21 protein-coding genes are annotated in these 21,161 nt (G+C 71.6%); 17 read left to right on the top strand and 4 right to left on the bottom strand.

Features of this window, described 5'->3' with window-relative positions; translation table 11 throughout:
- Positions 1 to 422 precede the first annotated feature (422 nt).
- Both L942_RS19670 and L942_RS19665 read right to left on the bottom strand, forming a co-directional pair.
- Positions 423 to 836 carry a Fur family transcriptional regulator gene (locus L942_RS19670; protein ID WP_106964947.1) on the bottom strand — a complete coding sequence of 138 codons (414 nt, stop codon included), beginning with the start codon at positions 834 to 836 and terminating at the stop codon, positions 423 to 425.
- A 2-nt stretch (positions 837 to 838) separates the two neighbouring features.
- Positions 839 to 1,192 (bottom strand): ArsR/SmtB family transcription factor, encoded by a 354-nt coding sequence (locus tag L942_RS19665; protein WP_037362588.1) that lies wholly within the window; start codon positions 1,190 to 1,192, stop codon positions 839 to 841.
- A gap of 708 nt (positions 1,193 to 1,900) precedes the next feature.
- Here L942_RS19665 and L942_RS19660 point away from each other — a divergent pair.
- The 13 genes from L942_RS19660 (at position 1,901) to L942_RS19600 (ending at position 15,957) form a co-directional block, all read left to right on the top strand.
- Positions 1,901 to 3,013 carry a hypothetical protein gene (locus L942_RS19660; protein ID WP_037362422.1) on the top strand — a complete coding sequence of 371 codons (1,113 nt, stop codon included), beginning with the start codon at positions 1,901 to 1,903 and terminating at the stop codon, positions 3,011 to 3,013.
- A 3-nt stretch (positions 3,014 to 3,016) separates the two neighbouring features.
- Positions 3,017 to 3,655, top strand: coding sequence for a class F sortase (locus tag L942_RS19655; protein WP_037362420.1), 639 nt, complete (start codon positions 3,017 to 3,019; stop codon positions 3,653 to 3,655).
- 112 nt (positions 3,656 to 3,767) lie between these two features.
- Positions 3,768 to 4,427, top strand: a complete 660-nt coding sequence (locus L942_RS19650; RefSeq protein WP_037362419.1) for a class F sortase — start codon at positions 3,768 to 3,770, stop codon at positions 4,425 to 4,427.
- Positions 4,428 to 4,517: 90 nt separating this feature from the next.
- Complete coding sequence (locus tag L942_RS19645) at positions 4,518 to 5,906, top strand: glycine--tRNA ligase (protein WP_037362417.1); 1,389 nt, start codon at positions 4,518 to 4,520, stop codon at positions 5,904 to 5,906.
- Positions 5,907 to 6,057: 151 nt separating this feature from the next.
- Positions 6,058 to 6,987 (top strand): ABC transporter ATP-binding protein, encoded by a 930-nt coding sequence (locus L942_RS19640; protein WP_037362415.1) that lies wholly within the window; start codon positions 6,058 to 6,060, stop codon positions 6,985 to 6,987.
- A complete protein-coding gene (locus L942_RS19635; RefSeq protein WP_037362413.1) occupies positions 6,984 to 7,724 on the top strand; it encodes an ABC transporter permease in 741 nt (246 codons plus the stop codon). The genes L942_RS19640 and L942_RS19635 overlap by 4 nt, the downstream gene beginning before the upstream one ends.
- A 23-nt stretch (positions 7,725 to 7,747) precedes the next feature.
- Positions 7,748 to 8,977: a sensor histidine kinase gene (locus tag L942_RS19630; RefSeq protein ID WP_235079267.1), complete on the top strand. Its 1,230-nt coding sequence runs from the start codon at positions 7,748 to 7,750 to the stop codon at positions 8,975 to 8,977.
- Positions 8,974 to 9,579, top strand: coding sequence for a response regulator transcription factor (locus tag L942_RS19625; protein WP_037362411.1), 606 nt, complete (start codon positions 8,974 to 8,976; stop codon positions 9,577 to 9,579). The genes L942_RS19630 and L942_RS19625 overlap by 4 nt, the downstream gene beginning before the upstream one ends.
- Before the next feature lie 161 nt (positions 9,580 to 9,740).
- Positions 9,741 to 10,388 carry a YdcF family protein gene (locus tag L942_RS19620; protein WP_440201330.1) on the top strand — a complete coding sequence of 216 codons (648 nt, stop codon included), beginning with the start codon at positions 9,741 to 9,743 and terminating at the stop codon, positions 10,386 to 10,388.
- A 30-nt stretch (positions 10,389 to 10,418) separates the two neighbouring features.
- Complete coding sequence (locus L942_RS19615) at positions 10,419 to 11,717, top strand: deoxyguanosinetriphosphate triphosphohydrolase (RefSeq protein ID WP_037362407.1); 1,299 nt, start codon at positions 10,419 to 10,421, stop codon at positions 11,715 to 11,717.
- Between the two features lie 721 nt (positions 11,718 to 12,438).
- Complete coding sequence (locus tag L942_RS19610; protein WP_037362584.1) at positions 12,439 to 13,512, top strand: serpin family protein; 1,074 nt, start codon at positions 12,439 to 12,441, stop codon at positions 13,510 to 13,512.
- Positions 13,513 to 13,592: 80 nt separating this feature from the next.
- Complete coding sequence (locus L942_RS19605) at positions 13,593 to 15,326, top strand: glycosyl transferase (RefSeq protein ID WP_051166107.1); 1,734 nt, start codon at positions 13,593 to 13,595, stop codon at positions 15,324 to 15,326.
- 64 nt (positions 15,327 to 15,390) lie between these two features.
- Positions 15,391 to 15,957 (top strand): carboxymuconolactone decarboxylase family protein, encoded by a 567-nt coding sequence (locus L942_RS19600; protein WP_037362403.1) that lies wholly within the window; start codon positions 15,391 to 15,393, stop codon positions 15,955 to 15,957.
- A 64-nt stretch (positions 15,958 to 16,021) separates the two neighbouring features.
- Here the strand turns inward: L942_RS19600 and L942_RS19595 are convergent, their stop codons facing one another.
- On the bottom strand, positions 16,022 to 16,963 hold the full coding sequence (locus L942_RS19595) for a sigma-70 family RNA polymerase sigma factor (RefSeq protein ID WP_037362401.1): 942 nt from the start codon (positions 16,961 to 16,963) through the stop codon (positions 16,022 to 16,024).
- Between the two features lie 50 nt (positions 16,964 to 17,013).
- Here L942_RS19595 and dnaG point away from each other — a divergent pair, with 50 nt between their 5' ends.
- Genes dnaG through L942_RS19575 form a run of 4 tightly spaced genes read left to right on the top strand, consistent with a single transcriptional unit; the run spans position 17,014 to position 20,844 of the window.
- Positions 17,014 to 18,927 (top strand): DNA primase, encoded by a 1,914-nt coding sequence (gene dnaG / locus L942_RS19590; protein ID WP_037362399.1) that lies wholly within the window; start codon positions 17,014 to 17,016, stop codon positions 18,925 to 18,927.
- Position 18,928: 1 nt separating this feature from the next.
- Positions 18,929 to 19,450 (top strand): hypothetical protein, encoded by a 522-nt coding sequence (locus L942_RS19585; protein ID WP_051166102.1) that lies wholly within the window; start codon positions 18,929 to 18,931, stop codon positions 19,448 to 19,450.
- 51 nt (positions 19,451 to 19,501) lie between these two features.
- Complete coding sequence (locus L942_RS19580) at positions 19,502 to 20,269, top strand: trans-aconitate 2-methyltransferase (protein WP_037362397.1); 768 nt, start codon at positions 19,502 to 19,504, stop codon at positions 20,267 to 20,269.
- Positions 20,269 to 20,844: a class I SAM-dependent methyltransferase gene (locus tag L942_RS19575; protein WP_037362395.1), complete on the top strand. Its 576-nt coding sequence runs from the start codon at positions 20,269 to 20,271 to the stop codon at positions 20,842 to 20,844. Before L942_RS19580 ends, L942_RS19575 begins: the two co-directional genes overlap by 1 nt.
- A gap of 11 nt (positions 20,845 to 20,855) precedes the next feature.
- On the opposite strand, the gene L942_RS19570 is transcribed toward L942_RS19575, so the two are convergent.
- Entirely contained in the window at positions 20,856 to 21,035 is a 180-nt protein-coding gene (locus L942_RS19570) for a hypothetical protein (RefSeq protein WP_037362580.1), read from the bottom strand.
- Positions 21,036 to 21,161: the final 126 nt, after the last annotated feature.

The following is a 21,161-nucleotide window of genomic DNA, read 5'->3' as shown; positions in this document are numbered from 1 at the left end:
CAACGGTCAGTGCGCGTGCTGGGTGACCGGGAGCGCTCCGCTCAGCCAGCGGCGCTCGTCCAGCCCAAGTCAGCTCGGGTGTTCGGCGCGCCCGACACTCGGGCTAAACACCGTGTGGCCCGTTGTCTGGACAACGGTCAGTGCGCGTGCTGGGTGACCGGGAGCGCTCCGCTCAGCCAGCGGCGCTCGTCCAGCCCAAGTCATCTCGCGTGTTCGGCGGCCTGGCACCCGGCGGCCCACGTCAGTACGACGGTCAGCGCGCGTGCTCGGCGGCCAGAAACGCTCCGCTCACCCGCAACGCGGGGCTCGCCCAGCCTGGCGTGCGCGGGCCAAGCACGGTGCGACCGACGTCCGGAATGACAGCCAGCGCGCACGCTCGGCAGCCCTCCGCTCAGCCGCGGCGCGGGCTGGCCAGGCGCAGGTCAGCTCGAGTGCTCGGCGCAGGTCCCGGTGATTTCCACCGTGTGACTGATGTCGGTGAACCCGTGCTCCGCCGCGATTTTCTCCGCCCAGCGCTCCACCGCGGGACCCTCGACCTCCACCGTGCGCCCGCACACGCGGCACACGAGGTGATGGTGGTGGTGGGACGAGCACCGGCGGTAGATCGCCTCTCCGGAGTCGGTGCGCAGGACGTCGATCTCGCCCGCTTCGGAGAGCGACTGCAGCGTCCGGTAGACGGTGGTCAGGCCGATGCCGTCGCCGCGCTTGCGAAGTTCGTCGTGGAGTTCCTGGGCCGAGCGGAAGTCGTCGACGGTGCTGAGCAGGTCGACCACCGCCGCGCGCTGCTTCGTGGACCGGCGGCCGGGCACCGGGGCCGGTTTGGGGACCGAGGACATCGTCACTTCCCTTCCTGCACGTGGGCGACCGCGTCGACGACGATGTGCGCCAAGTGGTCGTCCACCAGCCGGTAGACGACCTCGCGGCCGCGCCGCTCGCCCTGGACCACGCCCGCGGTCTTGAGAACGCGGAGGTGCTGGCTGATCAACGGCTGGGCGACGTCGAGCTCGTCCACGAGTTCGTGCACGCACCGGTCCGCCTCCCGCAACTGCAGCACGATAGCGATCCGCACCGGAGCGGCGAGCGCCCGGAGCAGTTCTCCCGCGTCGGCCAGCACGCCCGGCGGCAAAACCGCAGGTCCGGGCCCCCCAGCAGAGCTATCCGCGCCGACGGGATGCGGCGGGTCCGCGGGCAGCTCCGCCTGCCCGGCGACTGCCTCGTCCGACTCAGCCGAAGCGACGTGCCCGGCCGCGACCACAGGCGTCTCGGCGGCTCCGGCTGGCACCGAGCTGGCCTCGGCAGGAACGTCATTCACCGCGGATGCCTCAGCGTTCCCGACCGCCGCGCGACCCGGACTGGCCGGTCCCGTCGCACCCGTGTCGGTGGCCGCGACGCTGTTCCCGGAGGGGGCGAACTTCCCGGCCGCCGCGGAGCCCCCACCGATCGCACCCGCCTCGTTGGCCACAGCACTCCCCCCAGACGACGCGAAGTCCCCAGCCGACCCGGCCGTGGCCTCGCCCGCGGATCCCGTCCCCAGGCCGTCGGACAGGGCGCTCGAAGGTGCCGACGTCATCGTTGCCTCCACTCGCGTCCCGCCGCCCGCTTCGTCCCGCCCCTGTCCCAAGGTCCCAAGGCCGGCGAACCAAGGAGGGTGGCGGTTCCGAAGCCGGATGTCATTGCCGATAACCTTCGCCGCCATCGTAGTGTTCCCATCGCCGGGCTCGGTGATCGCCGGGGCGCGGGGGACCGGCGATCCGGATTGACCCGATCGGGTGAGTTCGTGAAGATTTGGCTTGTCGGCTTCGCAAGGCGTGGCGGACGGTGCAAGGTTGTCGCGGGGGCGCTCCGTCGCGTCTCGGACAGTGGCGGGCCGCTCGGGGTTGCCGGAGGGCAGTGGGGAGACATGACTCGTTTCGTGACGAAGGCCGCGGTCGCGGCCCTGGTGGCACTGCCGGCGCTGGCCCCGGCCGCTGCGGCGCAGACACAGGCCGGGCAGGCGGTCGACGAGAAGACCGGTCCGGTCTCGTTCGCCAACGTGGCTTCGGTCCGGCTCGGCGGCGACCCGCAGCACGGCGGCGCGCTGATCACCGAGACCCAGCGGTCCCCGCTCACCCCCGGCCAGTCGCAGCTCGGCACGGACCGGGTCGCCGTGCCGAAGGACCAGGGCGAGCGCAACACTTTCGGCCCCAACTACGAGATCGACCTCGGCAAGTACGCGGACGCCTCCGCCAGCCCGTACCCGGCGGGCATCGCGAGCCGCGACCACCAGGTCGTCGCCGCGCTGCAAACCACCCACGTGCCCACCGCCGTCGCGGAAACCAACTACGCGCTGCGCGACAACAGCCGCGGCAAGCCGAAGCCGGTCGACAACACCATGCTGGTCCTCGAAGGCGCGCGCAGCTCGGTCGACTGCTCCGGGCCCGGCAAGGCCACTGGCACCACCACGGCCGCGCGCGTCTGGGTGCGCGGCGACGACGACGCGCTGAAGCAGGTTCCGATGCCCGCCAGCGGGACCCTGAACATCACCGGCCTCAAGATGGGCTCGCCCACTTCCGTGCCGCAGAGCGACCCCGGCAAGACCACCTCGGACCTCGCCCTGTCCCGCGTTTCGTCGTTCGACCAGCTGATCAAGCAGGACGGCTGGCGCTCCGGCGACGTCACCGCCCAGGCGGGCTGGCGCGTCGAGATCACCACGCACGCGCGCGACGCCAACAACGCCAAGCTGAGCGACGTGCAGACCAGCATGGTGCTCGGCGGCGTCAGCTGCTCGATCCCGAAGAACTTCGTCGCCGCGGCCGGAAACGGCTCGGGCAGCGGAGGCACCGTGCAGCAGCCGTCGGTGCCCACCGAGGTCCCGGCCGGCTACCTCGGCCCGCAGGCCGCCGCGCCGTCCGACGACGTGCGCTTGCCGCTCGGCTTCGGCCTGCTCGGCGGCGGGCTGCTGTTCGGGGCCGTCGCGATCGTTCTCGGCCGGCGCCGGGCGGCGGCGCGGGCCGTTCGCACCCGCGGCGACTAGGCCGTGCCGCGCACCGTGCTGACGGTCGCGTCGGCGGTGATCGCCGTCCTGGCGATCGCGGCCGGCGTGATCGTCCTGACCTGGGTGCCCGCCCCGTCGCCGGCCGCCGTCGCCGACCCGCCGCCCGGTTCGCTTCCCGGCGAGGACGGCGCTCCTGCCGAACTGCCCTCCGACGGCCAGGCGATCGGCCTGCAACGCCCCGGCAGCATCCGGCTTCCGGACGGCTCCGAGGCCCGGCTCAAACGCACCGAGATCACCCAGAACGGCATCCTGCCGATCCCGCGCGGCCTCGGCGACGCCGCGTGGTGGGGCGCCCGGCTCGGCGCGCCACAGGGCGCCGCGGTGCTGTCCGGACACGTCAACTGGGCCGGCACGAAGGGGCCCTTCGACGACCTGTGGCGCGTCCGCACCGGCGACAACGTGAGCATCGTCGACTCTTCCGGCGGCCGCTGGCTCTACCGCGTCACCGGCGCGACCACGATCCCGAAGGACCAGCTGCCCGCGCAGGCCCCCGGCTGGTTCGCCCAGACCGGCCCGCACCGGCTGGTCCTGGTCACCTGCGGCGGCGACTACGTCGGCGGCACCGCGGGCTACGACGAGAACCGGATCGTCACGGCGGACCTGGTCTCGCGGCCGGACTGAACCCGGCCGGTCCTCCTCCGGCAAGCCACGGGAGCCCGCGCGAAATCCGTGCAACCCCGCCGCCGCCCCGCGGCATGTCTCCCTGGAGAAACCTCCGGACCAGGGGAGCACGATGCAGGGGACACAAGCCCAACCAGCACGCAAACGCGGCGCACTGATCGTCGTGGCCGCCGTCGCGGCAGTCGCGGCCGTCATCGCCGCGATGCTGATCTTCTTCGCCGGCAAGGACACCGCGGCGCAGCCGCAGCAGCCGACCGGCACCGCGCAGGCCGGCACCGGCCAGGCCGGGAACAGCCAAGCCGGGAACGCCCAGCCGGACCCCGGACAGACCCCCGGCACCGTCAAGCTGCCCGGCGGCGGGCAGGCGAAGCTGATCGCCGAGGAGGTCGGCGCGGACGGCGCGCTGCCGATCCCGAAGAGTCTCTCCGAAGCGGCCTGGTGGGGCTCCGGGCTCGGGGCCGCGCGGGGCGTCGCGCTGCTGTCCGGGCACGTCAACTGGGCGGGCAGGTCCGGGCCGTTCCAGGAGCTCTGGCGGATGAAGCCCGGGCAGGTCGTCACCGTGTCCGACACCACGGGCAAGCAGTGGCAGTACCGGGTCGACGAGGTGCGCACGATCCACAAAACGGACCTGGCCGCCGAATCCGCGAAACTCTTCGACCCCGACGGACCGCACCGGCTCGTGCTCGTCACGTGCGGCGGCGACTACGTGGGCGGCCAGGAAGGCTACGACGACAACCGGGTCGCGACCGCCTCGCCGGTCACCCGTTCGTGACCTCCGACCTGCGCGGAGGCCCCGGGGACGGGCCGGATACGCTGGACCTTCAAGTCCGATAACCGTCCCCGCATGCGTCCGGAGCGTGGAGTGCCCGCCAATACCATCGAAACCGTCGTCAGTCTGTGCAAGCGCCGTGGCTTCGTCTTCCCGTCGGGAGAGATCTACGGCGGCACCAGGTCGGCGTGGGACTACGGGCCGCTCGGCGTCGAGCTGAAGGACAACATCAAGCGCCAGTGGTGGAAGACCGTCGTGCAGGGCCGCGAGGACGTGGTCGGCATCGACTCCTCGGTCATCCTGCCGCGCCAGGTCTGGGTCGCCTCGGGGCACGTGAACGTGTTCACCGACCCGCTGATCGAGTGCCTCTCGTGCCACAAGCGGTTCCGCGCCGACCAGCTCGCCGAGGACTTCGAGGCGCGCACCGGCAAGACCACCACCGAGGACGACCTGTCCGAGGTGCCGTGCCCGAACTGCGGCACCCGGGGCAAGTACACCGAGCCGCGCGACTTCAACATGATGCTGAAGACGCACCTCGGCCCGGTCGAGTCCGAGGAAGGCCTGCACTACCTCCGACCGGAGACCGCGCAGGGCATCTTCGTGAACTTCCTCAACGTGCAGACCGCGTCGCGCAAGAAGCCGCCGTTCGGCATCGGCCAGATCGGCAAGTCCTTCCGCAACGAGATCACGCCGGGCAACTTCATCTTCCGCACGCGCGAGTTCGAGCAGATGGAGATGGAGTTCTTCGTCGAGCCGGGCGAGGACGAGCACTGGCACCAGTACTGGATCGACACGCGCACCGAGTGGTACGAGGATCTCGGCATCAAGGCCGAGAACCTGCGCCACTACGAGCACCCGAAGGAAAAGCTCTCGCACTACGCGAAGCGCACCGTCGACATCGAGTACCGGTTCTCCTTCAACGCCGGCCAGGAGTGGGGCGAGCTGGAAGGCATCGCCAACCGCACCGACTTCGACCTGACCACGCACTCGAACCACTCGGGCGTGGACCTGTCGTTCTTCGACCAGGCCTCGGGCCAGCGCTACCGGCCGTTCGTGATCGAGCCGGCCGCGGGCGTCGGCCGTTCGATGATGGCGTTCCTGGTCGACGCGTACGACGAGGAAGAGGTGCCGAACGCCAAGGGCGGCACCGACAAGCGGACCGTGCTGCACCTCGACCCGCGGCTGGCGCCGTTCAAGGCCGCGGTGCTGCCGCTGTCGCGCAACGCCGACCTGTCGCCGAAGGCGCGCGACCTGGCCGCGCGGCTGCGCAAGCACTGGAACGTCGACTTCGACGACGCGCAGGCGATCGGCCGCCGCTACCGCCGCCAGGACGAGATCGGCACGCCGTACTGCGTCACGGTCGACTTCGACACGCTCGAGGACGACGCGGTGACCATCCGCGAGCGCGACAGCATGAAGCAGGAGCGCATCTCGATCGACCAGGTCGAGTCGTACCTGGCCGGTCGCCTGCTCGGCTGCTGACCGCCGCGCGATCCGTTCCGGACGGCCCTTTCCCGCCTCGCCGGGGAGGGCCGTCCGGCGTTTCCGCCCTTGGCGCCCCTGACACCTGTCACGGTCGGGTCGTGACGCTCGGCCTGCGTGCGGACCGCCCCGGCGCGGCACGCTTCAAGCCATGGACAACACACAGGAAATCGCGGCGGGGGCGGCGATCCGGCTGGGCGGCATCGCGAAGCGCTACGGCGACGTGCGCGCGGTCGGCCACGTCGACCTGACCATCGCGCCGGGGGAAGTGGTGGCGCTGCTCGGCCCGAACGGGGCGGGCAAATCGACCACCGTCGACATGATTCTGGGGCTCACCACACCGGACGAGGGCACCGTTTCGGTGTTCGGCCGGACGCCCGCCGACGCCGTGCGCGCGGGCATGATCGGCGCGATGCTGCAGGGCGGCACGCTGCTGGACGACCTGACCGTGCGCGAAACCGTCGGTCTCGTCGCGAAACTGCACCGCCGTCCGATGCCGGTGCGCGACGCGCTGCGCCGCGCGGGCGTCGAGGACATAGCCGACCGGCGGGCGAACAAGCTTTCCGGCGGGCAAAAACAGCGCGTGCGGTTCGCGGTCGCGCTGGTGTCGGATCCCGATCTGCTCGTGCTGGACGAGCCGACCGCGGCGATGGACGTCGGCAGCCGGCGCGAGTTCTGGAAGTCGATGTACTCGTTCACCGACACCGGCCGGACGGTGCTGTTCGCGACGCATTACCTGGAAGAAGCCGAGGAATTCGCCGACCGGGTCGTGCTGATGCGGGCCGGGGAAATCGCCGCCGACGGGTCCGTCGCGGAGGTCCGCGCGCTCGCCGGCGGCCGCACCATCCGCGCCGTGCTGCCCGGCGGGGTCAGCGAGCACCTGGTCTCGACCCTGCCCGCGGTCACCTCCTTCGAACTGCGCGGCGAACGCGTCGCACTGTCCAGTTCGGACTCCGACACCACCTTGCGCGCCCTGCTCGCCGCCGTTCCGGCCGTGCGCGACATCGAGATCGGCGCGGTCGGCCTCGAAGGCGCCTTCCTTTCCCTGACCTCCGACGAAACGGAAGGAGCAGTCCGATGAACCCCGCCTACCTGGTCGTCGAAACCCGCAGGCTGTTCCGCTCGCCCCGGTTCCTGATCTTCGTCGTGGCCTTCCCGGTCCTCATGTTCCTGTTGCAGGCCACGGTGTTCACCAACCCGTCCGCGCCGGACCATGTCGCGGTCGCGGGCGTGCTCATGGTCAACATGATGACGTTCGGCTCCTTCGCGGCGGCCATCACGAACGGCGGCCGGCTCGCCATCGAGCGGGCCGGCGGCTGGCAGCGGCAGCTGCGGCTGACCCCGCTGTCCGGCGCGGGCTACCTCGGCGGCAAAGCGCTCTCCGGGATGCTGGCCGGGCTTCCCGCGCTGATCCTCGTGCCGGCCATCGCCGCGTTCTCCCAGGGCGTGCACCTCGACCCGGCCGGCTGGCTGCGCATCGTCCTCGGCATTTTCCTCGGCACCATTCCGCTGGTGCTGCTCGGGCTGCTGCTGGGCCAGTTCGGCACTCCGGAGTCGATGCAGCCGATCAGCATGATCGTCACCCTCGGCATGGGTTTCCTCGGCGGGCTCTGGATTCCGCTGGAGGGCATGCCGTCCTGGATGCACGACGTCGCGCAGCTCATGCCGACCTACTGGGTCCTCGGCCTTGTCCGGCCGGTCGTGGCGAACCAGTTGCTGGTGAGCATGCCGACCGCGCTCGGGGTGCTGGGCGCCTGGACGCTCGTGCTCGGGATTGTCGTGGTCAGGCGATACCGTAAGGACAGCGCCCGGGTTTGACCGGGTGGGGAGGGAAGAACGACGTGTCGCCACTCGGACGGGAGGCCGTGCCCGGCGGGGCCCCGGAGCACCGGTTCGGGCTGAAGGACCGGGCGTCCTGGTGGGAGGACCCGCCGGCGCGCCCGGGCCGCGGTCCGCACCGGGTCGGGTGGCCGATCTTCGCAGCGGGCTTCCTGCTGCCGTACCTGATCCCCGCGACCCGCGGCCTGATTCAGGACCCCGGGCCGCTGTGGATCCGGATCCTGCTTTTCGCGCTGATCGCCGTCTACGCGCTCTGTTATGTCGTGTTTCCGGTGGTTTTCGGCAAGCCCCGGCCGGTGCGGTTCTGGTTCGGCGGGGTCATGCTGGCGCTGGGCCTGCTGTGCGCGCTGATCGCCGGTGCCAGCCCGTACATCCTGCTCTACGCCACCGCGACGCTGGCCTTCCTGTTCCCGGCCGCCTGGTCGCTGATCTTCAACGGGACGGCGTTGAGCGTGCTCGTGCTGGTCCTGTGGCTGCGCGGGGATCTGGCCGAGCACGTCTCCGACGTCATCACGGTCGTCTCGGTCACGTCGGCGATGTTCTTCATGTCCAACCTGATCCGGGTGATCCGCAGGCTGGAGCTGGCGAATCAGGAGATCGGGACGCTGGCGGTCGCCAACGAACGCGAGCGGGTCGCCCGGGATCTGCACGACCTGCTGGGGCACAGTCTCACCACGATCACGGTCAAGGCGGGGCTGGCGCGGCGGGTGCTGGAAAGCTCCGGCGACCTCGACCGCGCGGTGCAGGAGATCCGCGAGGTCGAGGGGCTCACGCGGTCGGCGCTGTCGGATGTGCGGGCCACGGTGTCGGAGTATCGCGAGGTTTCGCTGCCCGCCGAGATCGCCGGGGCGCGGGCGGCGTTGCGCGCGGCCGAGGTCGAGGCCGATCTGCCGCACGCGGTGGACAACGTCCGGACGGAGTTGCAGAGCACGTTCGGCTACGTGCTGCGCGAGGCGATCACCAACGTGCTGCGGCATTCCGGGGCGAAACAGGTGAAGGTCCGGCTGGGGCGTGACTGGCTGGAGATCGAGGACAACGGCCGCGCCGCGGGGGACGTCGTGCCGGGCAACGGCCTGCGCGGCTTGTCCGAACGGCTGGCCGCGATCGGGGGCACGCTGACCACGCGGACGAGGCCCGGGGGCGGATGGGTGGTCCGGGCCGAGGTCCCGGAGCCGAAGCCGGACGGGTCCGCCGTCGCGGTGCGGGCCGAACCCGCGGGAGGATTGGCGTGATCCGGGTGCTGCTGGCCGACGACCAGGCGATGGTGCGCGGCGCGCTGGCCACGGTGCTCGGCCTGGAAGCCGACATCGAGGTGGTGGCCCAGGTCGGCACCGGCGACGAGGTCGTGGCCGCGGCGAAGGAAACGGCGCCGGACGTCGCGCTGCTCGACGTGCAGATGCCCGGCATGGACGGCCTCACCGCGGCGGCCGAGCTGAAAACCGCGCTTCCGGCGTGCCGGGTGATCATCTGCACGACCTTCGGCCGCCCCGGCTACCTCGCCCGGGCGATGGCCGCGGGCGCGGCCGGGTTCGTCGTGAAGGACGCGCCGCCGGAACAGCTCGTCGAGGCGGTGCGCCGAGTCCACAGTGGACTGCGGGTGGTCGATCCGGCGCTCGCCGCGGAATCGCTCGCCACCGGAACCAGCCCGCTGACCGCCCGGGAACGCGACGTGCTCAGCGCGGCCAAGGACGGCAGCACGGTCGCGGACATCGCGAAAGCCCTGTTCCTGTCGGACGGAACGGTGCGCAACCACCTGTCGTCGGCGATCGGGAAGACCGGTGCGCGCACGCGCGCGGAGGCGGTGCGGTTGTCGGAGGAACGCGGTTGGCTCTAAGGGTTCCGCGCCGCAGGACCCGATGAGATCGTGCCGGGTCCGTCGGCAGCGGCCGCGAAGGAAGCGCTGGACGCACTTCGTGCCGCGTCGGAGTGGAAGAACCAAAGCGGCTTCGGGGTGCCTTCCCGTCCCCGGAGGGCGGCTCTGGGAGGATGGCCGCCATGGAGGCGCGGACAGGTCCTGCTGCGGGAAACTGGGTGCGCCGCATCGTTTTCGGTGCGGTGCTGGCCCTGGTCGCGGTCATCGGCGGCACCGCGTTCCGCGTGTGGCAGGTCGCGCGCGAGAACGACCGGACGCCGGCCGACGCGATCGTCGTGCTGGGCGCCGCTCAGTACAACGGCAAGCCCTCGGAGATTTTCACCGCGCGGCTGGAGAAGGCGCGGCAGCTTTACGCCGCAGGGGTCGCCAAGACCGTCATCACGGCGGGCGGCAAGAAGAGCCGCGACAACTACACCGAGGCGACCGCGGGGGCGCGCTGGCTGACCAAGCACGGCGTGCCGGAAGCCGCGACGCTGCCGGTCGGCGAGGGCAACGACACCCTGCGCAGCCTCCGCGCGGTCGCCGATCAGGTGAAAGCGCGCGGCTGGCGTTCGGTGGTGCTGGTCAGCGATCCGTGGCATTCCTACCGGTCGCGGACGATGTCCGAGGACCTCGGGCTGGAGGCGTGGACCGCGCCGACGCACAGCGGACCGATCGTGCAGGAACGCTCGACGCAGGTCCGCTACATTTTCCGCGAAACCGGCGCGCTGCTGTTCTACGAGCTCACCAAGTCGCCCGCGGACGACCTGTTCGGCACGACGATGGGCTGAATTGTCGGTCCCCGCGCCTAAGCTGGCGGGGTGAGCGACGGCTACCGCGAGCACGACCGCGCCCGCGTGCTGGCCGAGGAACCCAAGGGCGCGGCGCTGGCCGGTGCGCGGCCGGACGGGCGCAGCGCGTTCGCCCGCGACCGCGCGCGGGTGCTGCATTCCGCCGCGCTGCGCCGGCTGGCGGGCAAGACGCAGGTGGTCGGGCCGGGCGAGGGCGCGGAGGTCAGCGGTGCGCCGCGCACGCGGCTCACGCATTCGCTGGAGGTCGCGCAGATCGGCCGCGGCATCGCCGAGGAGCTGGGCGCGGACCCGGACCTGGTCGACACCGCGGGGCTGGCGCACGACATCGGGCACCCGCCGTTCGGCCACAACGGCGAGCGCGCGCTCGATCAGGCGGCGCAAGCGTGCGGCGGCTTCGAGGGCAACGCGCAGACGCTGCGCATCCTCACGAGGCTGGAGCCGAAGGCGGTCGGGCCGGACGGCGCGACGGCCGGGCTCAACCTCACCCGGGCGTGTCTCGACGCCGCCACGAAGTACCCGTGGCCGCGCCGGTCCGGGGAGCCGAAATACGGCGTGTACCCGGACGACCTCCCCGTGTTCGGCTGGATCCGCGAGGGCGCGCCGGGCCTGCGCCGGTGTCTGGAAGCGCAGATCATGGACTGGGCGGACGACGTGGCGTACTCGGTGCACGACGTCGAGGACGGGGTGCTGGCCGGGCGGATCCGGTTGCGGGTGCTGGCCGATCCGGAGGAACGCGCGGCGGTCGCCGAGGCGGCGGCGCGGCATTTCTCCACGCTGTCGGTGTCCACTTTGGAGGGTGCGGCGAAGGAACTGCTCGACCTGCCGGTGGTCGCCGAACTGGTGCGGGCGGAGCCGGACGGTTCGCTGCGCGCCCAGGTCGCGCTGAAACGGCTCACGAGCGAACTGGTCGGCCGGTTCGCCTCGGCCGCGGTCACCGGCACGCGCGCGGGCTACGGCGAGGGCCCGCTCACCCGGTACGCCGCGCGGCTGGCGGTGCCGGAGCAGGTCGGCGCGGAGGTGGCGCTGCTCAAGGCGCTGGCGTTGCGGTACGTGATGAGCGACCGCCGCCGGCTGGCGATGCAGGACGGGCAACGCGAGGTGATCACCGAACTGGTCGCGGCGCTGTGCCGGCGCGCGCCGGATGCCCTCGACCCGCTGCTGGCCCCGGCATGGAACGCGGCCCCGGACGACGCGGCCCGGCTGCGGGTCGTGGTCGACCAGGTGGCCTCGCTCACCGACGCGCAGGCCTACGAATGGCATCGCTGGCACACCGGACGCCACGGCACGGCACCGCCTGCCGAGCGGTGAGAGGGCCGTGGTTGCGGCGGGTGGTCTAGAGCGGCGCCGCCCGTTGAACGGTTGCGCGCGGAGCCTGGCGCGGCAGGCGACGCGGGACGGTCGCCTAGGGGAACGGCGGGGTGCGCACAGCCTCGTGGCTGGGTGAGGTACGGACCTGGGTGCGGCTGGGGCACGGCGGGGTGCGAGGGGCGGTGCCTGGCGACCGGGGCGAGGTACGGGCCTTGGTGCGGCAGGTGTTGGGAGTGGTGCTTCTTGCCGAACGGGGCCGCGGAACGTGGTGTGCAGCGATGCCATCTGCCGAACGGTGCGGTGTGAAGCGCGGCGCGGCGGGCGGTAGGAGCGGTGCCGCCTGCTGAACGGTAGGTGCGCAGCCTGGCGGCGGGCGCGGTGCTGCCCTGTGATCGGGGCCTGGGGAGGTGGGCGGCGTGGAGCGGTGCTTCTTGCGGAGCCTGCGCGGCGGAACGTGGCGTGGAGCGATGCCGCCTGCTGAAGGTGGATGCGAAGCCTGGGGGCGGGCGCGGTGCTGTCCGGTGATCGGTGCGGTGCGGTGCCCGGGGAAGTGGGCGGCGTCGAGCGGTGCTGCTCGCCGAGCCCGGGCCGCGCAACGCCGTGCGTGGTGGTGCCGTCCAGCGACCCGTGTGGTGCCGAACCGGACCCACCCGACGGCACCAAACAGCAGCACCTGCCGAACCGGGAGCAGGGGAACCACCCGTTCCGGTACGGTCGCCGCATGGCCCTGGACAGCCACCTGACCTTCACCCTGGCGTTGCACGGTGCGACCGCGACCCCGGGAAGCGACGCGTGCTTCTCGCCCTACTCGGCGGCCAGCGCGCTCGGTCTCGCCGAGCAGGCCGCGCGCGGGCGCACCGCGGAAGAGCTGGCCGCTGTGCTGGGCCGGGACCAGAGCGGGCTGCTGCACGCCGCCTCGGAGCTGGGCGACGACGTCCGGCTGGCCGTCGCGAACACGCTCTGGGCTTCGGACCGGATCACCGTCGAGGACAGCTTCCGGACAGCCCTTCTGCGCTGGCCCGGCGGCAAGGCCGAGACCGCGCCGTTCGAGACCGATCCCGAGGGCTCGCGCGGGCGGATCAACGCCGACGTGGACCAGACCACTCACGGGCTGATCCCGGAGCTGCTGCCCGAAGGCGCGATCCACCCGAACACGCGGGCCAGCCTGGTCAACGCGCTCTACCTGAAAACCGCCTGGCGGCACCCGTTCCCCGAGCACGCCACCGCGGACGCCGACTTCCACACTCCCGACGGCGTGCGCCAGGTGCCGACGATGCACCTGGACGAATCCGTCGGCTACGCCCACGAAGACGGCTGGCAGGTCGTCCGGCTGGCGGCCGAGGGCGGCGTCGAAACCGTGCTCCTGCTGCCCGACGACGACCTCGAAAGCGCCGAATCCGCGCTCGACGGACCGTCGTTGCGAGCGCTCGTGGAAAGCCCGAAGCAGCACAAAATCAAGCTGTCGCTGCCCAAGATCTCCCTCGACGTACGCACTGATCTCGAACGGGCGTTGCAGGGCCTCGGCGTGCGCGAACTGTTCACCGAGGACGCGGATCTCACCGGCCTGACGCCGGACCGTCCGCTGTGGGTGGACAGCATCCTGCACCAGGCCGTCCTCCGGCTGGACGAACAAGGCCTCGAGGGTGCCGCCGCCACCGCGGTCCAGATGCGCACGATGTCGCTCATCTCCGGCGAACCGCTGGAAGTCCGGTTCGACCGGCCGTTCCTGCTGCTGGTGCGGCACGCCGAAACCGGCGCGGTGTACTTCTTCGCCCGGGTGGTGCGCCCCGCGTGAGCGTGTTCCGGCCCGAAGCAAACCCCGACGCGAAACGCGAAGCACCGCCGCGCGAACCAGCGGTCGCCGCCGAACCGCGGATGCGCCAGTCCTGGGCCGACGCCGGGATCATCGGCGCGTACCTGGCGTTCTCGGTGCTCCTGTTCGGCGGCCTGTGGGCCGACCTCGGCCAGGGCTACCTGTGGAACAGCGCGTCGGACCAGAACCTGTGGGAATGGTTCTTCGCGGTCACCGCGAAATCGGTGCAGCACCTGGAAAACCCGCTCACCAGCAGCCTGCAGAACTACCCGCTCGGCGTGAACATGATGGCCAACACGGCCATGCTGGGCGTCGGCATCCCGCTCGCCCCGATCACGCTCGCCTTCGGCCCCACGGTCACCTGGACGATCGTGCTCACCGGCAGCCTCGCCGGCAGCGCGGCGGCCTGGTACTGGGTGTTCTCGCGACACCTCGTGCGGCACCGGGTGTCCGCTGCGATCGGCGGCGCCTTCGCCGGGTTCGCGCCGCCGATGATTTCGCACGCCAACGCGCATCCGAACTTCGTCGCGTGGTTCCTGCTGCCGTTCATCGCGCTCAAAGTGATCCAGTTGGCGCAGGGCCAACGCCCGGTGCGCAACGGGATCTGGCTCGGCGTGCTCACCGCGTACCAGATTTTCCTCGGCGAAGAGCCGTTGCTGATCTTCGCGCTCGGCTTCCTGATCTTCGCGGTCGCGTATTGCGTTTCGCGACGACGCGAGGTCAAGGCGATGGTGCGGCCGGTGCTGCTCGGCGGCGGCATCGCGGTCGCGCTGACGCTGGTGGTCGTCGCGTTCCCGTTGTGGTGGCAGTTCTTCGGCCCGGACAGCTACACCGGGCTGGAGCACGGCCAGGTCGGCAACGACACCGCCGCGATGACCCGGTTCGCGACCCAGTCGGTGTCCGGGCAGCCGGAGGCGGCGGCCGCGGTGTCGCTGAACCGCACCGAGGAGAACGCGTTCTTCGGCTGGCCGCTGATCGTGCTGATGGTCGTGGTCACGGCGTGGCTGTGGCGCGAGGTCGTGGCCCGTTCGCTGGCGATCTCGATGTTCCTGATGGCCTGGCTTTCGCTCGGCTCGGAAATCACCGTGCTGCACGAGAACACCGGCGTGCCCGGTCCGTGGAAACTGCTGGCGGGCCTGCCGTTGTTCGAATCGCTGCTGGAATCCCGGCTGGCGATGGCGTGCGTGCCCGCGATCGGCGCGCTGCTGGCGATCGCCACCGACCGCGTGTTCACCGCCGCCGAAAAGGGAGAGACGAAACTGCCGGTGCGGCTGATCTGGCTCGGTGCGGTCGCGGCCGTGCTGCTGCCGATCGCGCCGACCCAGCTGCTCGTGCAGCAACGCCCGCCGACGCCCGCGTTCTTCGCCGACGGCACCTGGGAGAGCTACGTCGCGCCCGGCGGCACCGTGGTGCCGGTGCCGCTGCCGAGCTCGGGGGAGTCGGAGCCGCTGCATTGGCAGATGGACGCCGGCCTGCGGTACGCGATGCCCGAGGGCTACTTCGTCGGACCGCAGGGCCCGAACGACAAACGCGGCCGCTACGGCTCCTACCAGCGGCCGACCTCGACGCTGCTGGACCGGGTCCGCGACACCAAGGAGGCGCAGCCGGTCACCGACGCCGACCGGAACCAGGCGATCGAGGACCTGCGCTACTGGAACGCCAGCGTGCTCGTGCTGATCCCGCGCGAGCACAGCGACGCCTACCGCGCCACCGTCGACCTCCTGCTGCGCAAACCCGCGCAGTACATCGACGGCGTCTGGATCTGGGATGTGCGCCCGATCACCGGGCATCGCTGACGCTGTCACATCCCGCGCGGCTGTCCCGTTCCTCCTGTCGAACGACTCAGAAGGAGGACCCGACATGCCTCGTATCCCGGTCAAACGAGCCGCTGACGGCGGCCCGGTGCTCAAGCTCTTCTACCGGATCGCCGGCAAGCGGTACGGCGCGGTGCCGGAGCCGATGGCCGTCGTGGCGCACCACCGCGGGCTGCTGCGGACCAGCATCGCGCACGAGCTGCTGGCGGAGAAGGCGTCCAAGCACCTGCCCGCCAACGTGCGCGAGCTCGCGGTGTACCGCGTCGCCACGCAGATCGGCTGCTCGTGGTGCGTCGACTTCGGCACCATGCTGCAGCGCCACGACGGCCTCGACATCGACCGGCTCAAGCACATCGACGAGTACGCGACGTCGCCGCTGTTCACCCGCCAGGAGCGGCTGGCGCTGGCGCTGGCGGACGCGATGTCCGGCCCGACCGTCACGGTCACCGACGAGCAGATCGCCGAGCTGGTGGCCGAATTCGGCGAGAAGGGCGTCGTCGAGCTGACCTACCAGATCGGCCTGGAGAACTCGCGGGCGCGGATGAACAGCGCGCTCGGCATCGTCGACCAGGGCTTCACCTCCGGCGACGCCTGCCGCGTCCCGATTCCCTGACCCCGGAAAGGTCCGTGAAGGGCTCCTTGAGGGAATCTGATTCCCTCAAGGAGCCCTTCACAGACTACTGCTCCGGCCGGGTGATCCGGGCGAGCTTCTCCGGGTTGACCTGGTCGTAGACGCCGGCGATGCGGCCGTCGCGCACGCTGAACGTCTGCACGCGCTCGTCGAGGGCCAGATAGCCGTCGACCGCGGGCAGCCGCGGCAGCCACAGGCCGAGGTCGCCGTTGACGAGCACCGGCCGCCCGTGGTCCATCGTGCCCGGCGCGTATTTCGCCAGCACCCCGAGCACGAAGCGGGCGACCTTGTCCGGTCCGACGATCATCCGGCGGCTGGTGCGCGAGCGGCCGTCGGAATCGCCGATCATCACCACGTCCGGGTGCAGCAGTTCGGTGACCGCTCGGAGGTCGCCCGCCAGCAGCGCCACCACGAATTTCTCCAGCACCGGCTGCTGCTGCGCCAGGTCGATCCGGGCGGGCGGGTCGGCGTCCTCGACCGCGCGGCGGCCGCGGGAGGCGTGCTGGCGCGCGGCCGCCGGGCTGCAGCCCAGGACGTCGGCGATCTCGGCGAACGGCACCGCGAACGCGTCGTGCAGCACGAACGCCACGCGCTGCTCGGGCGTGAGCCGGTCGAGCACCACCATCGCGGCCATGCGCAGGCCGTCGTCGCGCACCGCCGCCTCGAGCGGATCCTCGCTCGCCGGCGCGCCGAACGGCGTGACGATCGGTTCGGGCAGCCATTCGCCCACGTACTTCTCGCGGCGCACGGCCGCCGACCGCAGCCGGTCGAGGCAGATCCGGCCGACCACGGCGGTCAGCCAGCCGCGCAGGTCGCGGATCCCGGCGCGGCCCGCGTCGTCGAGCCCGGACAGCCGCAGCCAGGCCTCCTGCGTCGCGTCCTCGGCGTCCGCGCGGGTGCCGGTGAGCCGGTAGGCGGCGGCGATCAGGTGCGGCCGGTGCGCGTCGAACTCGGCGGCGAGGTCCTCCAGCGCGGTCGTGGTGCTCATGTCCCGAGTGTGCCGCACGGCGCGGCGGGAGGGAGAACTATTGTGGTCGCGTGGCAGGACGGATTCGGGAGAGCGATATCGCGGAGGTGCGTGAGCGCAACCGGATCGACGAGGTCGTGGGGGAGTACGTCGCGCTGCGCCGTGCCGGCGGGGGCAGCCTGAAGGGCCTGTGCCCGTTCCACAACGAGAAGACCCCGTCGTTCAACGTGCGCCCCACTCACGGGACCTTCCACTGCTTCGGCTGTGGCGAGGGCGGCGACGTCATCAAGTTCATTCAGAAGATCGACCTCGTGTCGTTCGTGGAGGCGGTCGAGCGGCTCGCCGACCGGGTCGGGATCCGGCTGACCTACGAGGGCGGCGGCGCGTCGGTGCAGCGCGACCGCGGCACCCGGTCCCGGCTGATCGAGGCGCACCGCGCGGCCGCCGAGTTCTACGTCGAGCAGCTCGGCACCGAGGAGGCGCGCGCGGCCCGGGACTTCCTGACCGAGCGCGGGTTCGACGCCGCGGCGGCCAAGCAGTTCGGCTGCGGGTTCGCGCCGGGCGGCTGGGACAAGCTCACCAAGCACCTGCTGGGCCGCGGGTTCGAGGTGAAGGAACTGCTCGCGTCCGGCCTGTCGAAAGAGGGCCAGCGCGGGCCGATGGACCGGTTCCACCGGCGGCTGGTGTGGCCGATCCGCGACCTCGGCAACGACGTCGTCGGCTTCGGCGCACGGCGGCTGTTCGACGACGACCGGATCTCGGCGAAGTACCTCAACACGTCCGAAACGCAGATCTACAAGAAGTCGCAGGTGCTGTTCGGCCTCGACCAGGCCAAGCGGGAGATCGCGCAACGGCACCAGGTCGTGGTGGTCGAGGGCTACACCGACGTGATGGCGATGCACGCGGCGGGCGTGCCGACGGCGGTCGCGTCCTCGGGCACCGCGTTCGGCGAGGACCACATGAAGGTCCTGCGCCGGCTGATGATGGACGACGACGCCTTCCGCGGCGAAGTGATCTTCACCTTCGACGGCGACGAGGCGGGGCAGAAGGCCGCGCTCAAGGCGTTCGAGGGCGACCAGACGTTCGCCGGGCAGACCTACATCGCGGTCGCGCCGGACGGGATGGACCCGTGCGAGCTGCGCATCGCGAAGGGCGACGCCGCGGTGCGCGACCTGGTGGCCCGGCGCACGCCGCTGTTCGAGTTCGTGATCAAGAGCATGCTGAAGCAGTTCGACCTGGATTCGGTCGACGGACAGGTCGCCGCGCTGCAGAAGACCGTGCCGATGGTCGCCGCGATCAAGGACCGGGCGAGCCGGGACGGGTACGCGTCCAAGCTCGCCTGGTGGGTCGGCTGGCAGGACGTCGCGCAGGTGGTCAACCGGGTGCGCGGCGCGGCCGGGGCGGCGGCGCGGCGCGGCCCGGTCGAACCGCAGCCGCGGCGGTCCGCGGCCCGGCAGGAAGCCCCGGCTCCCGAGCCGGAGAAGCAGGATCTGCCGCGTCCCGCGCCGAACGACCCGCGGTTCGTCGGGCAGCGCGAAGCGCTCAAGGCCGCGCTGCAGCAGCCCGCGATCGCCGGTCCGGAGTACGACTCGCTGCCGGAAGAGGCGTTCACGCACCCGGTGTACATCGCGGTGCACCAGGCCGTGCTGAAGGCGGGCGGGGCGGCTTCCGGGCTCACCGGGCCCGCGCTGCTGGACGCCGCGTCGGCGCACTGTCCGGAAGGGACGGTCCGCCGCGTGCTCAGCGAACTGGCGGTGGAACCGTTGCGCGCCTTGGGAGAAGTGGACTCGCGCTACATCTCCGGCGTGCTCGCGGGCGTCCAGGAGAACCTGGTCGGCAGGCAGATCGGCGAGATCAAGTCGAAGCTGCAGCGCCTGTCGCCGGTCGAGGCCCCGGACGACTACCGGGCGTTGTTCGGCGACCTGGTCGCGCTGGAGCAGTACCGGAAGTCGCTGCGCGAGCAGGCCGCGAGCGGGTGGGAGTGACGTGGGACTGCTGAACCGGTTCTTCGGCCGCGGGCTGCCCGAGGGGTTCCCCGGCGAGCTGGCCGAGGGCGAGGAGCCGGTCGCGGTCGCGCCGGTCGAATCCGGCGGGCACCTGGTCGTGACGTCGCTGGGCCTGTGGATCCCGTCCGGCGACGGCGCGCGGCGGGTCGGCTGGCACCTGGTGGGCAAGGCGACCTGGGGCGACGGCGTGTTCACGCTGACCGAATCGGAGGAGACCGGGCGGGCCGGCGCGGTCGCGGTGCTGGCCGACCGCCAGCCAGTGCGGTTCCGGCTGCCGCGGCCGGGGAAGGTGCCGCAGCAGGTGCGGCTGCGCGTCGACGGCTCGGTGCGGGGAAGGCACCGGCACGAGTTCCCCGAAGGCGGCGCGTGGTTCGTGCAGCGCAAGGTTCCCGGCCGCGACGGCGTGGAGCTGCAGGTCCGCCCGGATCCGGGGACCGATCCGGAGCTGGTCGAGGCGGTCGCGGCGGAGGTCGCGGAGAAGCTGGCCAAGCGCGCGGAGTAGCAGTACGCTCGTACTCAGTACGTCTGTACTGTTACTGGCGGGAGGCTGCTCATGTGGGATCCGGCGAAGTATCTCGACTACTCCGACCTGCGCGGCCGGCCGTTCTACGACCTGATCGGGCGCATTTCGGCGGACTCGCCCCGCCGGGTGGTCGACCTGGGCTGCGGCCCCGGCACCCTGACCCTCGACCTGGCGCTGCGCTGGCCCGACGCGGTCCTGGAGGCACTGGACAGCTCGCCGGAGATGGTCGCCGCGGCCCGCGAACGCGGGGTGGCCGCCGAGGTCGGCGACGTGCGGACGTGGACGCCGAAACCGGACACCGACGTGGTCGTCTCGAACGCCGTCCTGCAGTGGGTGCCCGGGCACGAGGACCTGCTGCGCCGCTGGGCCGCGGAACTTCCCGCCGGCGCGGTGCTGGCGGTGCAGGTCCCCGGCAATTTCTCGGCCCCTTCGCACGCCATCAGCCGTCAGCTGGCGGCCTCTCCGGCCTGGGCCTCGCGCCTCTCGTCGGTGACTTTGCGGGCGGAAGACGCCGTCGGCGAACCCCGCGACTACGCGAACCTGCTCGCCGATGCCGGATGCGTGGTCGACGCCTGGGAAACCACCTATGTGCAACGGCTTTCCGGCCCGCGCGCGGTGCTGGAGTGGATCACCGGAACCGCACTGCGCCCGATTCGCGCGGCCCTGAGCGACGAGGACTGGGCGGCCTTCCAGGACGACCTCGCCCCGCTCCTGGACGAGGCCTACCCGCCGCGCCCGGACGGCACGACCTGGTTCGAATTCCGGCGGATCTTCTTCGTCGCCAAGATCCCCGGCTGATGCCGTACTGGAACACTAACGTCGCCCGCCATCCCGGCATCCTGCGCGCGGTGCCCGCCGGATGCTCGACGGCGCTGGACGTCGGCTGCGGAGACGGTCTGCTGGTACGGAAACTGGCTCTCGCGGCGGCCGAGGTCACCGGCATCGACCAGTCGCCGGAGATGGTCGCCCAGGCTCGTTCGCGGTCCTCCGACACCTTCATCGAAGGCGACTTTCTCTCCGCTGACCTGGGCACCTACGACTTCATCTGCTCAGTGGCCACCATCCACCACCTGGACTTCGAAGCGGCCCTCACCCGGATGCGAGACCTCCTGAACCCCGGCGGCGCCCTGGTGGTGGTCGGCCTGGCCCGCGACGCGACCGCGGCGGACCGGGCAGCGACGATCGCGGCCGCACCGATCGTGCGCATCGTGAAGACGCTCCGCCGCGCCCGCGGCCCGGAAGGCATGCCGGCGATGCGGCCGAGCATGAGCTACCGGGAAGTCCGCACGTCCGCGGCGCGCGTGCTGCCCGGAGTGCGCTACCGCAGACACGTGCTGCGCCGGTACTCGCTCACCTGGCGCAAACCGGCCTGAACCGGGACCTCTCAGCCGTTCCCGCGCCCGAACCTCTCGCCGAGCTTCGCCCGCGCCACCCCGGCGGCCCCCTGGACCATCGGATGGTCGGCCAGCTTGCGATAGGTGCGCACGATCTGCTCGTACCGTCCCCGGCCGGCCTTGGTGCCCAGCACGTATCCCAGGCCCACGCCCAGCAGGAACTTCTTCATCGACGGCCACACCTCTTCCTCAGCAGGACTTCCGACTGTCCATTGTCCAACACAACCGCCTCCCGTGCGGAGCCGCCGAAAACCCACCCCCCTGTGCGAGGGCGGAACGGCATGGGCTAAAGTTCT

The organism is Amycolatopsis orientalis DSM 43388 (assembly GCF_000411975.1).
GTDB classification, from domain to species: Bacteria; Actinomycetota; Actinomycetes; order Mycobacteriales; family Pseudonocardiaceae; genus Amycolatopsis; species Amycolatopsis orientalis_D.
The sequence above is the reverse complement of the archived record's forward strand: the minus strand, read 5'-3'. Positions and strand labels throughout refer to the sequence as shown.

Coding starts and splice junctions, on each gene's coding strand:
- L942_RS19670 (WP_106964947.1), bottom strand. CDS start 836: ATGTCCTCGGTCCCCAAACCGGCCCCGGTGCCCGGCCGCCGGTCCACG.
- L942_RS19640 (WP_037362415.1), top strand. CDS start 6,058: ATGGACAACACACAGGAAATCGCGGCGGGGGCGGCGATCCGGCTGGGC.
- L942_RS19610 (WP_037362584.1), top strand. CDS start 12,439: ATGGCCCTGGACAGCCACCTGACCTTCACCCTGGCGTTGCACGGTGCG.
- L942_RS19580 (WP_037362397.1), top strand. CDS start 19,502: ATGTGGGATCCGGCGAAGTATCTCGACTACTCCGACCTGCGCGGCCGG.
- L942_RS19660 (WP_037362422.1), top strand. CDS start 1,901: ATGACTCGTTTCGTGACGAAGGCCGCGGTCGCGGCCCTGGTGGCACTG.
- L942_RS19600 (WP_037362403.1), top strand. CDS start 15,391: ATGCCTCGTATCCCGGTCAAACGAGCCGCTGACGGCGGCCCGGTGCTC.
- L942_RS19575 (WP_037362395.1), top strand. CDS start 20,269: ATGCCGTACTGGAACACTAACGTCGCCCGCCATCCCGGCATCCTGCGC.
- L942_RS19650 (WP_037362419.1), top strand. CDS start 3,768: ATGCAGGGGACACAAGCCCAACCAGCACGCAAACGCGGCGCACTGATC.
- L942_RS19620 (WP_440201330.1), top strand. CDS start 9,741: ATGGAGGCGCGGACAGGTCCTGCTGCGGGAAACTGGGTGCGCCGCATC.
- L942_RS19605 (WP_051166107.1), top strand. CDS start 13,593: ATGCGCCAGTCCTGGGCCGACGCCGGGATCATCGGCGCGTACCTGGCG.
- L942_RS19635 (WP_037362413.1), top strand. CDS start 6,984: ATGAACCCCGCCTACCTGGTCGTCGAAACCCGCAGGCTGTTCCGCTCG.
- L942_RS19570 (WP_037362580.1), bottom strand. CDS start 21,035: ATGAAGAAGTTCCTGCTGGGCGTGGGCCTGGGATACGTGCTGGGCACC.
- L942_RS19595 (WP_037362401.1), bottom strand. CDS start 16,963: ATGAGCACCACGACCGCGCTGGAGGACCTCGCCGCCGAGTTCGACGCG.